Source organism: Prolixibacteraceae bacterium, assembly GCA_019856515.1.
In the GTDB taxonomy this organism is placed as follows: Bacteria; Bacteroidota; Bacteroidia; order Bacteroidales; family Prolixibacteraceae; genus Halosquirtibacter; species Halosquirtibacter xylanolyticus.
Genome location: CP082230.1, coordinates 2,071,456 through 2,086,631, shown reverse-complemented (window position 1 = coordinate 2,086,631; position 15,176 = coordinate 2,071,456). Strand labels below are relative to the sequence as shown.

Genomic DNA, 15,176 nt, shown 5'->3' with positions numbered 1-15,176 from the left:
TTATGTAATAGTAATTGTAGAAAGAGTAGAAAAAGGATCAACTATGAAACATGGTTGCTTTCAATTTGTTATTGGAATTAATATTTTAATGAAAGAATGAAAATTGTCATCTGCAGATGCTGTTTTATAAAAGGGTCATTTAAAAGCATTAGAACTTATAGTTTAAAATCGATTTGATCATATTTGTTTCATTTCTATCAAATGAATAAAAAATGATCTTTTTGAGAAAATGATGTGATGTGTTTTATGTTTGGGGTAATTAAATTTGTTTTATGTGGTAAATGAACGCTATCTCTTGTATCACTTCGTCTAAATGAGGTTGTTAAGACTGAATTTTAGTGGGAATCATATTTATGAAGAGAGCTTGTAATCTAGAAATTACATCGATTTTATGTTGAAGTCATTCTTAGGATAATTCTTTATGTAAATTGTGGTTCTCACCTTTAATGAGATAAGAACCACATTAGATGATAATTTAGCTTTTTAGTTTCTTTAAATTAAAGGCTAATGATAATTGATAGAATCCAATAACAAACATAGCACACCCTAATGTGTAAACTAGTGTCATACTACCTACAGCTGGTTGATACAGGATTAATACACCTAAGACGAAAGTCAATAGACTTAGTATTACTAATGCTGTTTTTGATGATCCCTCAATATGTCTATCCTCAATTGCTTGGGCCCAACCCATTCCTGCTTTGAGAAGTAGAATAAATCCAAACATATATGGAAGTACTGCTGCCGTTGCAAATGGATGTACTGCTAGATATATACCTATCAATATATCAATAATACCCATGGTTAGTGTCCAGCCCCATCCTTCGATTCGGTTTGAAGAAGCAAAGATACACTCAATTACACCATTAATAATAAATCCATAACTAAATAGAATTACGATTGACATGTAACTTACATCTGGTTTATAGAAGATCATAAATCCGATCACGAAAAACAAAAGCCCCGATATTAATTTTAGATACCAATGATTGATATTCCATTTTAAATTGTTACGATCCATAATATCTCTTTTTAAGTTTGTAGATACTTAAACACATTGAAAATAAAATGGTTGAGTTTATTATTCGTTTTAACAATTAAGTTTAGGTCAACTTCTATAGATAGAGTCGCTATTGATATCTTAATTGATCATGAAATTGAAATATACTCGTACTCTTATTACTTTGAAATAATCTTCTTTATTGGTCTTTGTTATTAGGGGATATAAATTGAACACCGTTTAGACCGAGAGAGATTCTTTGATTCATCTGTTTACCTTTTAGAATTCATTATTCAACTATATTTGGTGTATTTTGAAGTCAACTAGACTTAATGCTGTAAATTAAAAATAGTGATGTAAGAAGGTGTATATATTGTTATTGATTCTATGATTTATTCGGATATTATTCTCATAAAACAGGAAATTATCATAGAATTGTTCCAAATAAAATTGTAGATTTAGGAAAATAAATAATATTAAAGTTGAAGTATTATGAGCGCTGAAATAAAAAACCTTGACCCTCAAATTATTTGGGAGCACTTTTACGATTTAACACAGATACCTAGACCATCTAAGCACGAAGATGCGATCCAAGATTTTATGGTTGCATTTGGAGAAAAGCTAGGGTTAGAAACATTAAAAGATGAAGTTGGGAATGTTTTAATTCGCAAAGCAGCGACTCCAGGTATGGAAGATCGAAAAGGGGTAATCCTTCAAGGTCACCTGGATATGGTGCCTCAAAAAAATAGTGATACATCCCATGATTTTACAAAAGATCCTATTGATGCTTTTGTTGATGGTGATTGGGTTACAGCAAATGGAACAACACTCGGAGCAGATAATGGAATTGGTGTTGCAGCAGCAATGGCTGTTCTTTCATCTAATGATCTAGTACATGGACCTGTCGAGGCATTGTTTACAGCAGAAGAAGAGACAGGAATGGCCGGTGCATTTGGTTTACAACCTAATTGGATCAAAGGAGACATTCTTTTAAATATGGATTCGGAAGACGAAGGTGAATTGTATGTTGGATGTGCAGGAGGTATTGATGCTTCTGTTGAATTTGAATACGATGAGATTGTTGTTCCTTCAGACTTAGTTTCTTTCCGATTGGCTGTAACAGGCTTAAAAGGTGGTCACTCTGGAATGGATATCATTCTTGGTTTAGCAAATGCAAACAAATTGATGGTTCGTTTCCTTCGTTATGCAACTCGTGAAATGGATGTTCGTCTTGCAAATATCGATGGTGGTAGTCTTAGAAATGCGATTCCTCGTGAAGCATTTGCAGAGATTGTAGTTCCTGCAGAACAAGTAGATGCATTAAAAGAGAAGGTTGCTGAATTCGAATCAATCTATATAGCTGAGTTCTGTAAGAAAGAACCAAACTTATCGTTCAAAGTAGATACATGTAACACTCCTGCTTCTTTGATGGATGAATATACACAAGACAACCTTATTGATGCAGTTTATTCATGCCCTAATGGTGTGATTCGCATGAGTGATGATATGGAAGGTTTAGTTGAGACATCATCAAACCTAGCTTCTGTTAAGTCAAATAAAGGTGTCGTTAAAGTTAATATGTTAATTCGTAGCTCTGTTGAGTCTGCTAAGATGGAATTGAGTGAAAGAATTGAAAGTCTTTTCCAGATGGCTGATGCTGAAGTTGTTCTTTCTGGTTCTTATCCAGGATGGAAGCCAAACTTGGACTCTCCAATCTTGAAAGAGATGCAAGAAGTATATAACAATAAATGGGGTAAAATTCCAGAGATCAGAGCTATTCATGCAGGATTAGAGTGTGGTCTGTTAGGTTCACAGTATCCTAATTGGGACATGATCTCATTTGGTCCTACTATTCGTTCTCCTCACTCTCCGGATGAGAAGGTTAATATTGAAACTGTAGCAAAGTTCTGGGAATATCTAAAAGAGACATTGAAGCATATTCCTGCGAAATAAATTGCTTGTTATAAATCATACGAAATGGGGTATACATGAAAGTGTATACCCTTTTTTATTTGTATACCACAGATTTTACTTTTAGATTTACTTCTTTAGAAATTGGTATGAAACAGTGAGGTCCCAAATTATATGAAAATTAAGAGCAGTATTATCAACTACATCAATACTTTCCTTTGTGTTCTAATCTTAAATCTACCGAATATCTTTTATGTTATTCTGTGCAATGAAACGACTACTAGTACACTGTTGAAGAGAATTGTTTTGTTAGTATTAGGTCTCTTATTTACCTCAATACCTCTTGTTCTATTTAAACCTAAAAGAGTCTTGGTCTGGATGGGACTTCTATTGCCAGTTACTTTAGGAGCTATACTTAACACGATTATTCTCCGAAGTCCCTTGAATATCAATATCATTTTAACTACCATAAATTCTAACCTATCGGAAGCGATGGAGTTAATCGGTTCGTCAAAGATGTTTATTATCCTTGCATTAATGTCTGTTTTAATCTACTGTTTATGTGTAATGAAAATAGATCGTAATTTTATTGTACATAAGAGAGCTCGATTTTATTTTATTCTATGCTTTATCTTGTTCTATACTGCACTTATGTTTCGTAATTATCGATTCACAAGTACTTTGACAAATAATCAGAGTGAGAGGATAAGTAAGGCTATTGAATTTCATCTTTTTAGGCTTAATAAGATATTTCCAACCAATATTCCATTAATCGGTATAGATATTATTGATTTCGTTCAACTTTCCTCTGATTATGAGGATGCGGTTAAAACATATCAATTTGATGTGGATGCTAGTAAGTCTAAGGATGTTGATCTTGTCTTTTTACTTGTAGGGGAATCAAGTCGTTATGATCATTGGAGGATTCATGGTTACCATCGAAACACTTCGCCTAATTTAGATACACTTTCAAACTTGATATCTTTCCATCACTGTATTGCTCCTGCAAACCTTACAAATGAGAGTGTTCCCCTTATGCTTACAATGGCTACAGTAGAAAATAAATGGGAACAGTTTAGATCTAAAACATTGGTGAGTTCATTTAAAAAAGCGGGATTTCGGACACATTGGTACTCCAATCAATATTATGGAGCGACAAGTATCATGAATAGATATAAGAATGAAGCAGAAGAACAATTTGTCACCCATACTCGAATTGAGTCAAGCAGTGAGTTCGATATTAATTTGGTGGAAATATTAGAGGAACACAAGTGTCATTTGTCCAAGGGAAAACATTTCGTCTTACTACACACTATGGGTAGTCATTTTCGATATAATAAACGTTATCCTTCTTCCTTTAATCAATTTAAGCCCACGATAGAGGAAAATATGGACGTTCTAAGTATTCAGAATAATAGAGATGAAATGATTAATAGTTACGATAATACAATACTCTATACCGATCATATTATCTATCAAATAATTTCAATACTAAAAAAATTAGATCGTTCATCATTGTTATTATATGTTCCAGACCACGGTGAGGCTCTAGGAGAGAATAATTCATTCTTTCATGGAAATACAATGCCCTTAAAGCAAGAGCTTCATGTGCCAATGTTTATGTGGTATTCCAGCCATTTTAAACAACGTAATCAAAGTCTATTAAATGAACTGGAGAGCAAAAAGAGAGAAGTGTTTCAGACTGACAGATTACCATTGCTCCTATGGGATATAGCAAAGATCCATACTCGTTTTAATACTATCGAATCATATCGTACAGCCTTCACTTCGTCTAACGAACAATTCTATGTTTTAGGAGATGGGGGAAAGAGGTTCGAGATAGACCAGAAGTTTGATATTGTAGAACCGTAAATTGATGGTGGTTAAGAAGCATTTTCTTTTTTGTAACAGTAGTGTAACCTAAGGCACCTCTCTTACCTGTAAAATTGCCTCCATTACGGATCTGATCTAACGCTTTAATTTTTACCTCTTTTAAATCAACTCTTTCCATGTATACTAATTTAATAAAATTTAGGCAGAGTTAATTTTACACCGTCATTGATTCCAATCTATTTGCATTGCCTTTACCCATATTTAACATAGATAATGAGTTGTTTTTTTCCTCTTCAATACAGTCTCAGAACGGCTATAATACGGTTCGAATACGGTGATGGTTCATACTTCATTCAATGTTCCTCCATAGTTCCTTCGAAGATTGGACCTTTTTTATGAAGCAGCTTCGAAGTAGGTTTGGACTAACCTCGTATTATCACCGTTTTTGAACTGTTCTTGAACCGTTCTTAATCCGTAGTAATACCCTGTTATATTGCTGTTTGTTTGCTGTTTGCTGTTTGTTAATTGTTAAATAGATTAATATACGAGCAAAATACAATGAATTCCCTTTTTAAATTATAGCATCTAAATATTGGACATGTCAAGTTATTGCTTAAAAACAACCTGATAAAGAGTCGAAAGAGTCAATATAATAATATGGTTTAATAATTTGTTCGGTTTCATATTCTAAATGATCCAATAAAATCATACTGTTACATTGTGTTTCTTGTTTTATACATTATATTTGTGATAGTATATTCGGGATGTAGCTCAGCCAGGTTAGAGTACACGTCTGGGGGGCGTGGGGTCGGAAGTTCGAATCTTCTCATCCCGACTATGTAAATTAAATGATTATCAGGTGTTTATGTGTTTCATGAACACTTTTTTTATGTCTTTGATCTACGATTTAAGACGTTTTTAGTAGCTTTGAGGGTGTTCAATAGTGCAAATTAAGTGCAAATTTATGGCTACAATTAACCTCATATTAGATACAAGAAGAATAAAAAAAGATGGGACTTATCCTATTAAACTTTTTATTCGACATAAAAAATCTATGGCCTACATCTCTACAAAATATTCTATCCCTGAAAAATATTGGGATCATGGTAGGATTAAACGTAATTGTCCAGGGATCGACAATATAAGAAGGTGTAATAATGATTTGTCTTCTCTTCTGAACGATGCTGACGATCACATGGATGATCTAGAGAAGAGAAGAAGGCTGGATCGAATGACATCAAAACAGATTGCTACCTACATTAAAAATGGAGGAGAAAAAGAGCTATCCGATATTGATTTTACTGCATATATACAGGAGTACATCCAGACAATTAAAAATGACAGTACCAAAGAAAAATATAAGTCTACTCTATCGACACTTAAACGATACTTACAGAGTGAACCTCTCTACTTTGATGATATTACAAAACCATGGTTAAATAGATTCAAAGAATGGCGATATGAACATTCGTCCGCCTCAACAACAAATATTGATCTACGTAATATTAGAGCTCTTTATAATCGTGCTATAGATGTGGATGAGATCATTGGCCAAGAACATTATCCATTTCGAAAGTTTGAATTTTTGGAGGCTACATCAAGAAATTTACGTTTACCTAAAGAGAAGATTATAGCAATTAGAGATTTCAATGCAAAGGATCCGAATGTAAACATGGCCAGAGACTTCTTTATGCTCTCTTTCTATTTGATTGGGATTAATAATTCCGATATCTACAGTATTGATAGGATAGATGATGGACGAATTGAATATGATCGACATAAGACGAATAAAAGATATTCTATCAAGGTAGAACCCGAGGCTTTAGGGATTATTGAAAGACAAAAAGGAAACCAACGTTTTCTAATCTACCAGGAACGATATGCAAATTTTAAGAATCTAACTAAAGCCATGAATAAATTTCTCAAGGTGATTGGTCAAGATGATAAAGTAAATGTTCCAAATTTGGTTATGTACCATGCTAGGCATAGTTGGGCAGGAATTGCAGCAAAGAAACCAATTGGTGCAGGAAAACCAATGATCGCACAAGCTTTAGGTCATGGAAAGAAAACGGTTACAGATAGCTATTTCGATTATGACTGGGAACTTGTGGATGATTTAAATAGGAAAGTATTAGATCAATTAGTGTAAAAAAAAGGAGAGGTATTAACTCTCCTTTAAGAATTCGTTTAGGACTATTTCATAATATTAATCAGATGCAAGTATAACGATATCTGAAAAGTATTAGAGATCAAATTATTATAAAGTGATTAATTGAAAGGTGTTATCCCTGCATTTTTAATCACCAAAGTTCCTTCATCTATGATTTCATCTATTTGTATAGCAGCATTGTTTCGAGAAATAGTGGTGTCCTCTTTCCAACAAGTGATTGCTACTTTCCACAATTTATTATCTAAATAAATCAAATCGTCATATAGATCTGGGTATTCCGTATTATCTTCATTTTCATATGCTATCTTGATTAAAGATAATGAAATTCCAGAAATCAATTGATGACCAATCTTCCTTATATTTCCACTATAATTATCGGCGATTGCATATTTGAATGGATCTCCTAGTCGTTGGCATTTAAATGCAGTTTTAACTAAAAATTCATACTTCATTCTTGGTTCATCCATAACCTTTATTTTACAATTATTTCGTACAATATTCGTTTAACAATAATTTATTCTTTGTGATTATTGTCATAGCTTTTCCAAAAGATAATCTTAATTATATAATCTCGAAATTGGCTGTGATTACCTCTCTTTTGTTTTTGTCTTTCTTCCTTGAACAGTTATTGACACTAACACGTTGGATAAACTCTTTTTGATACCATCCTTTCTCCTTTGTGAAGTTATCCAGGATCGGGGATGGATAACTACTTAAAATAAACTTCCCTTGAATGTTGGATAAAGTCTCCAGTAACAAAGTGTAATCCTCTAATGTGTAACCATCGTAGTGTCCACAGTCACTATTATAGTAAGGTGGATCACAATAGAAGAATGAATCTACACGATCACGGCTTTTAATAATTCGAATTGCGTCGGTCGATTCTATCTGTACTCTTGAAAGTCTCTCCTGGTACACTGATTGAAACCGTAGCTTCTGGTTATGCACTTTGGTCGATGTTGATGCTTTCTTAACATCATATCCCCACGCTCCATCTAACATAGATGAAAAGCTCTGGCTTGATAATACCCAAATGGACCAGGCTCTTTGTACCGATGTAAAGAGGTGAGGGTTTTTAAGGATTACTTGCGCATCATTATGTGATGTTCTTGAATGTAAAGAGGCATCCATCATTCCTTTTAGAGCTTCAAAATCTCTTTTCATTACCTCATAGAAGTTGATAAGCTCTCTATCACAATCATTGATTACCTCAACATTGGACGGTTCCTTTGCCCAAAATAGTGCACCTCCTCCAAAGAATGGCTCCGCATATAGATTATGTTCTGGTACTAATGGTAATAAGTGTTTTACTAATTTTTGTTTTCCTCCGTAATAAGTAATTGGTGGCTTCATCGAATTATTTCATCTGGTTAAAACTTGGTGAAAAATAGATCTGTACCTCTTCACCATATTATCTCCTCCTGTACAGATCTTTCCCAAGCTTTACCGCCGATGTGCTGCCTTGTGTAAACTGTTTCTTTTCTGCGTAATGTTCATTAATGAATTTGAAATTTAATTACCTCTTGGGCCTTCCAAAGAGAAAGGCAATAATCAATCCTAAGTATTCGGTTAGCTTCTTTACTGTGTCGTCTGCTATGCCGATATGAGCTGCAAAGATGACACAGACTAGAATAATAAGAATAACCAATTCATGGATATTCCTATCCAGCCAACCTTCTCCCTTGTTAAAACGTCTGGCGTCCTGTTTGTCTCCAGTAGCACTATTCTTGATAACCTTGGATGCGGTTTCTTTGACCGCATCCGCTACGTCTTTGATTCCTCCTTTCATAAATAAACGTCTTAAGAAAAACATAAGTTATGGGTTGAAAATATAGACTTGAGACCCTGTCTCTCTTACATCCAAATGCACCCAACAAACATGGTTCTCCAGACGAATAGGATAGGGGAGCTCTTCTTGTATTTCAAGGATAAGTTTTCGTACCTCATGCGCTTGCATGCCTTCCACATCAAAATCAATGCCTTGCCCTTGAGAATGTGCCGACATGTAAATTCGATCTTGCATCGTCGCACTTTTGACTAATTCACATTGATTACATCTTAGTCCCCTTTGTGAATAGCTGCCTCCTTGGTCCCAATTGTTCACATAAAAAGGACGATCAATTTTCTCTCTTAAGTATACCAAAGTTTCTAAGAGTCTTGGGTCAAAGAATGACCAGGCACGATCTCCATACTTGTGATATACCTCTGGGCAAACCAATTCTTTCAAACCAAAGTATTGCTTTACCCTCTGTTTAAGTTCTTTCATGCTCCTACATTTTGATTTATTTGAATTCTAGATACGGTCTTTTCTAAACGATCCAGCCTTTTCATTACTTGATGTGAATCGTTATTTGTTCGTTCTTCTCTCGCTTTATCCCTTGTCTCCAATACAGCAATGGTCTTTGATAGATCTTGAATGGCCACGCTTAACTGGTTAAGAGATACAGCGAATTCTTTATTGTGCTTTAGTTGGATATTGATCATCCACCCAAAGGCCCCAAGAAGTGCAGCAAAAGCAACTCCTATAAGTTGAATTCCTAGTTCCGACATGATGTTGTTTTTCTTAATATATAGACATGAAAAAAGCCACTCAAACAGTGGCTTCTTATTTATGCTTCTAAACTTGAAATAATGGATCTTGGAACAATGGGAGGGAAACCATCAAAGCACTTATTAATGAGTTTAAAGAACTCTTCTTTTTGTGATTCTTCCAATTCAAAGGCTTCATTGTTATAGATCTTTGAACCTATTTCATATACATCCGCACTTCCTTGTGTGTAGACGTAGTTACCCAAATGTTTCTCGATAAAATCGGGTTGCAATGAGTTCTCTTTAATGATGGCTTTGCGAAGGTCATTCCCTGCCAAATCCTGAATTTTAATGTCTTGTATTTTATTCATAATAGTGATAATTAGATGACTGTGTCAATAATAATAAACTCAAAGTATAGATGTTGAGCAGTTGATGCTACTTCTCTCATACTTAGATAGAATCCTGTTGTTGTTTTTCCTTGAATAGACCAAATAACATCATTGTCCTGCCATGCTGTTCCATCTTTGATATAAAATGATCCTAAAACAATATAGGATGTTGAAGTAACCCCCATGCCTGATATAGAAATCCATTTTCGAAAGTCTGGAGCTTCACAATCTCCAACATAAACACTTCTAGATCTTCGTGTTATTGTTATTCCATCTCTTAATTTTACTTCTGGTAAATAAGCTGTCCCACCGTTTATAAGAACACTTCCATATATTGAAAGTGCATGCCCTGATTTTGCAGCATCAATTCTCATTCCACCGTGGTCTCCTGTAAGGTAGAATGATAATCCATTACGATTGGCTCCCAGTGATAAGATTGTACGATCATTCTTGTAGAATTTTAAAAGGTTCCATTGTGAATCAAATTCCAATCGTGTTGATCCTGTTCCTGTTTTAAGATTACCAATGATATTAGCCCCTTGTGCTGTTAGTTGACCGTCTTGTGTAACAACAAACTTTCCATTTCCTAGATTAAAGCTCCCTGCAGTAATGTTTCCAAGTGCGGTGATCTGTTTGGCATTAATCAATGATGTTTTGATATACCCCCCTTCAATAATTGTATTATCCAATCTAGCAACTCCAAACTTAAAGCCTGGTGCGAAGGTGGTGGTTCCATCAATTTGAATCTTACTTGCACTGATCTTTATTGCTTCTGCTGATTGATTGATCTCTGAGATAATCGATTTCTTAAAAACATGGTCTGTTATTGCTGGAGACCAATCCGTGGCTTTATTGCCTTTCTCTAGTTTAAAACGTTTCAGATAAACACTTCCTTTATATGTGCCTCCGCTTGGAAACATGTAAAAAGTAAGCGAAATGTTTCCAGACTTTGGAGGAGTAAAAGTGTGAGACACTTTAGACTCATCAAGTGATTTAATTGCAATTGAATGATTCCAACTCCAATCAGGGTAATAAAGAAATCCTCGTAATTCCTTTTTGTTATTAATTGCTTCTTGATTTATCTTTCCTTCAAAAGAAAAAGTATACTCTTGACCTGCATCAAGATAAACTGTTTGTGCAGCGAATCCATAAACATGATTCCAATTCTCATAAAGACTTTCTCTAAATAGGTTAATGCCTACATTCTGAATATTGCTAACCTTATCATCTACATATGTCTTACTTACCTTTAGTGATATTGCTTCGCTTGTTTGTGTAATGGAGCTTTCAAGTGTTTCTCTTACCTGTTGTATTTTAAGGTCGGTATCTTCTGGTGCAGGTGTCCAGTCCGTAGCTTTATTTCCTTTTTCTACTTTAATCCATTCTATAACACATAATGCATCGGCTTGATCTGTTTCTTGATATATACATATACCATTCCATGCTTGATCTGTTGTAATAGTAATTGGTTGATCGTTCAGCGATAAATAAGCTTTAACTGTTTGCCTTGGGTTGCCTCCATATCTGTCCGTAAAATAAACGTCTACTCGATCATTTGATTTGCTTTTCAGTTTGAATGAAAATGTATACTGTTCATTCTGGTTAAGAGGTTGAGAAAATCTGTAAAAGGTTCCGCGATACCCTCGAATTGATTTTTCACTATCTGAATCTAAAGCAAAGTTACGACCTCCAATTTTCAAGTTTGTAAGATTCTGTTCTTGGGTTGCAATTTGTCTTTTATTCTCGTCTACTTGTTGGTTTGTCCTGGATGTTTCTGCAGCAATACGATTGTTAAGCCCACGAACCATATTTGTAACACTTGAACTATTTGCTTTACTGGAAAGAACTGTTCCAATTTCATCCCCACTATCTAAAACAAAACGACCTTTGAGATAAACATTTTCGGCATACATACCATAACCAGAGAGTCTTCCCATGGCAGGGTCAGTAACACCGTCTAAGTTTCCAATACGTTGCACAAGCTTGTTATCTAAAGAAAAGCTATCTACACCACTTAAAAGATCAATGGAAGGGCTACTGCTACCCATAGAAGAGATGACAATAAGAGATTGTCGGTCGGAAATTTCAGTATTTCCAAATTGGACCAGGTGATCTCCCACTTCTGGAAGGAGTGTCCCGTCATAGGTTTCTTTGGAAAGATCGACATAGTCTAAACCGCTATCAACAACTATGGCACTATAGTATTTGGACGTAGTACCAAAGCGTTGACAACGTACAATATCATTAGTTACTAATGGATTTGAAACGGCTCCTTGTAAGGGCTCGAAATAACACCTCCATGTATCTCCTGTTTCTTGAACATGATTTACTTTTATTGCACCTGCAGAAACAACCTGTGATCCTCCAATATATTTCATTTGTTGGATAACCAAATCAAAGAAAGTGGCCTCTTTACGTACTGTTAGTTTATCTAATTCGATCATCCCATTGGGAAAATCAATAACTGCTCCAGATCCTGCAAAGCCAGATGAATAACCAGGAGAATAGAGTGCGCCTTGAACTTCTTGATGTTTGTCTCTTCTGATAAATTGAGAGGGGAGAAGGCCCCCCAAATGGTCACTATTCATTGCCTTTTTGACCTTATCCTCTACGGTATTACCATGAATCCATGACCAGGCCCTCTCCCAATTTCTTTTTTCCTCAACAGATGTATGTATTCCTGTATCATTACTATGTTGTTGTAGGGCTTTAGAAGTGGCAAAGAATGAAAGCTCTTTCCCTGCAAAAAGATCGCTGTTCAATGCTTTTATCTTCTCTCCAGACACACGAAGGTATTTGTCCCCATCTACTCGTAAAGTCTCTTTGTTCCAATAATGTGATGGTGCTTTCCCTCCAATAAGATCCGAATTTGCAGCATTAACCTTTTGACCTAAAACACGGAGATAACTTTCTTCATCCACCTTGATCTCATCTTTATTCCAAAGAAAGCGTGATTCGCTTCCCTCAGCATTTATGAAGATCTCTGTATTTGTTCCGGTGTTCGAACTGGATGGCTTTTTTCTCTCCTCAACAAACATATTTTCTTTAATATATAGACAATCATTGTCGACCTCTTCCACTTGTGGTAGGTGGTGTGGTTCCACCTTGAGGAGGATCACTTGGGTTTGTTCCTGGTTGGTTTATTGGTGGTGTGTTTTGTGACTCGATAATCTCTTCTGTATCCTCAAAAACCTCAACCATGGAGACCTCAGCACAACCATTATAATAATCAATCGATCCCCCAGAGATACGGAATACTTTATTTCCGAATACTCTACTATCTGTAATGGTTTGATGGACCATGAGATCATTGTTTAATCTGATAGAGGTTAGGCCCAAATGTGCCCTTTTGTAATTGCTCATGATAGATCTAAGAAGCAACTTCTCAATCTTGTTTTGAACACCAGCTCTTTCAAAAGTGTTGACTATGGAAGAAGTGTCCCCACTACGGAAAATTAAAGCTCCTTTTTCACCTGCAGATATTGAGGTGCCATGAATGATTTTAATCTCTTTCCCTTTCTCTTTGAAATAGTGATTCATTTTCCCTGTGTAGGTGATATCATTGCTTTTGATAGGGGCGTATTCATGGGCTTTCCCTTTCGGTTCCACTAACTCTACTTTGATATTTTTTATTTGTACTTCCCTTACAGTCTTGTAATGGTTAGATATTCCATCCTGTTGGTTGTGTCTAAACGTTTTAATATTGGATGCGAATGATATCAACATCTCTCCAGATAATCCAGGAGGAACAGGTAAAACAATTCCAGTATCACTGAGAATAACCCTAGAATTAGCATATGGAGAATATCCTTTGCCTGTGACCTTCGTCCACTTCTCGGCAATGTCTCCTCCTGCTTTTTTATCTCTTACCACTGCATAGATATAGTTGCTTGAATCTTGTTCCCAATTGTAAGTTAAATCAATTGACTTTGATCCTATTGTAACCTTAAGAGGAATGTTCAGACCTAAAACAGGATCTCTTTGATCATCAAATGGATTCTCCGAGGTTAAAACAAAAGCTTCAAAAGAGATCCTCAACATAGTATGTTCATTCCCTATTATATATTGATGTGGGATATATTTGACACTCCACTGGGGATTAAAACTGGTAGGCCTTGTCCTATTATAATTGGGATTAATCAAAGCCAAATGATTTGATTCTGTAGGATCCTCTTTATTGGTTCCACTTCCTTGTATTCCTTGAAGGTCCGCATAGTCATTCAAAAACGTAAAATATCTACTCATTGAATTTCCAGTACTCTTTTTTAGTGTCTCATATAATACTTGCGTATGGCTGCCTGCATGTCCTTCATGCATATAGGACCGTCCACGTTTCCAAAAAGAGTATTGTGGTGCTTTATCCCACATCTTTGTATCTTCTACTTTAGGAGCTCCTAACGATGGCGTGACTTTAGGAGAATAGGTGATCTCTTGCTCATTATATCCAGACATCTTTTTTAAGGTCCCACCTGTTTGATAAAAACCAATGGCAGAAATATCTTTAATGAGGTTCACTTGTAATTCTGAACGGCTCCAGTTGTTCTCCAGATCATAGCATACAGCAGAAATAATCCCCTTTTGTGCTTGATGATGGGTGTCCATAATCCAAATATTCCCATTACTGCACTTAAGCTGTAATCCAAAAGGCTTGAACATCTCCTCCAGTACTTCTCTTAGTGATAATGGCTTTTTGTCTTTGTCCAGATAGTTGTCTGTTAAAATGCTTAGATGTTCAATAGCTCCCAATTTCTCCGACTCTGAAACCACTATCTTCGTTCCAGATAGAAGATATAATTTCTTGTATGGTAGTCCTAATTTACCAATGATGGACTTAAGGACATCGAACATCTTCATCTCTCCAGTAAATAGCTTCCCATTATCTTGAATAAAGTTAATCCTGGAGAGAAGGTTCAACCCATCATTGCCCGTTAAGTTCACAGGATAATTACGGTATTCGCTGTAGTCTTCTTCGTATAGCTCTGAATCTAACCAACCACACCAGATCATCTCCTGTTCTCTGTAAAACCTCAATTGAATATCCTGCATCTGGATAGTGTAAAGATCTAATAGAGCTCTATCGCTTGGGCTATTTAGTTTTAGTTTACAACCAGTACCACAAACCACTTGGAACTTATGGCCAACGTTTGGAAGTTTGAGTTTAAAGGGTGATCCTGTCCCTGTTATTTCTCTTGTTGGACCGCTATGTCCTACTTTTAAGAAATCCAATCTAAACACGGTTCCTTGTGGATCGGTGAAATAGGTGTGGGCAAATACATTCATAATTTGAGAAATTAAGAAAGGGGACACGTGGTCCCCTCTATCATTTAAACAGTACTAAAAA

General features: G+C 35.5%; 12 protein-coding genes and 1 tRNA gene. 4 read left to right on the top strand and 9 right to left on the bottom strand.

All coding sequences use genetic code 11. The features are described from left to right. Positions 1-475: 475 nt before the first annotated feature. Complete coding sequence (locus K5X82_07470) at positions 476-1,021, bottom strand: DUF308 domain-containing protein (GenBank protein ID QZT38729.1); 546 nt, start codon at positions 1,019-1,021, stop codon at positions 476-478. A gap of 471 nt (positions 1,022-1,492) precedes the next feature. Here K5X82_07470 and K5X82_07465 point away from each other — a divergent pair, with 471 nt between their 5' ends. From K5X82_07465 to K5X82_07450, 4 genes are all read left to right on the top strand, one after another. Next, positions 1,493-2,953: an aminoacyl-histidine dipeptidase gene (locus K5X82_07465; protein QZT38728.1), complete on the top strand. Its 1,461-nt coding sequence runs from the start codon at positions 1,493-1,495 to the stop codon at positions 2,951-2,953. Positions 2,954-3,085: 132 nt separating this feature from the next. Beyond that, complete coding sequence (locus K5X82_07460; GenBank protein ID QZT38727.1) at positions 3,086-4,783, top strand: phosphoethanolamine transferase; 1,698 nt, start codon at positions 3,086-3,088, stop codon at positions 4,781-4,783. Between the two features lie 721 nt (positions 4,784-5,504). Further along, positions 5,505-5,579 (top strand) — tRNA-Pro (locus K5X82_07455). A 129-nt stretch (positions 5,580-5,708) separates the two neighbouring features. Next, positions 5,709-6,893, top strand: coding sequence for a site-specific integrase (locus tag K5X82_07450; GenBank protein ID QZT38726.1), 1,185 nt, complete (start codon positions 5,709-5,711; stop codon positions 6,891-6,893). Between the two features lie 119 nt (positions 6,894-7,012). Here the strand turns inward: K5X82_07450 and K5X82_07445 are convergent, their stop codons facing one another. The 8 genes from K5X82_07445 to K5X82_07410 all read right to left on the bottom strand — a co-directional run bounded on the left by K5X82_07445 (position 7,013) and on the right by K5X82_07410 (position 15,115). Beyond that, on the bottom strand, positions 7,013-7,381 hold the full coding sequence (locus K5X82_07445; protein ID QZT38725.1) for a hypothetical protein: 369 nt from the start codon (positions 7,379-7,381) through the stop codon (positions 7,013-7,015). Positions 7,382-7,475: 94 nt separating this feature from the next. Next, on the bottom strand, positions 7,476-8,267 hold the full coding sequence (locus K5X82_07440; protein QZT38724.1) for a DNA adenine methylase: 792 nt from the start codon (positions 8,265-8,267) through the stop codon (positions 7,476-7,478). 163 nt (positions 8,268-8,430) lie between these two features. Continuing rightward, complete coding sequence (locus K5X82_07435) at positions 8,431-8,703, bottom strand: hypothetical protein (GenBank protein QZT38723.1); 273 nt, start codon at positions 8,701-8,703, stop codon at positions 8,431-8,433. Between the two features lie 27 nt (positions 8,704-8,730). Beyond that, a complete protein-coding gene (locus K5X82_07430) occupies positions 8,731-9,180 on the bottom strand; it encodes a hypothetical protein (GenBank protein ID QZT38722.1) in 450 nt (149 codons plus the stop codon). Continuing rightward, positions 9,177-9,464 carry a hypothetical protein gene (locus K5X82_07425; protein ID QZT38721.1) on the bottom strand — a complete coding sequence of 96 codons (288 nt, stop codon included), beginning with the start codon at positions 9,462-9,464 and terminating at the stop codon, positions 9,177-9,179. Before K5X82_07425 ends, K5X82_07430 begins: the two co-directional genes overlap by 4 nt. Before the next feature lie 59 nt (positions 9,465-9,523). After that, positions 9,524-9,814 (bottom strand): hypothetical protein, encoded by a 291-nt coding sequence (locus K5X82_07420; GenBank protein ID QZT38720.1) that lies wholly within the window; start codon positions 9,812-9,814, stop codon positions 9,524-9,526. Positions 9,815-9,825: 11 nt separating this feature from the next. Further along, positions 9,826-12,939, bottom strand: a complete 3,114-nt coding sequence (locus tag K5X82_07415; protein QZT38719.1) for a hypothetical protein — start codon at positions 12,937-12,939, stop codon at positions 9,826-9,828. Continuing rightward, complete coding sequence (locus tag K5X82_07410; protein ID QZT38718.1) at positions 12,896-15,115, bottom strand: hypothetical protein; 2,220 nt, start codon at positions 15,113-15,115, stop codon at positions 12,896-12,898. The genes K5X82_07415 and K5X82_07410 overlap by 44 nt, the downstream gene beginning before the upstream one ends. Positions 15,116-15,176: the final 61 nt, after the last annotated feature.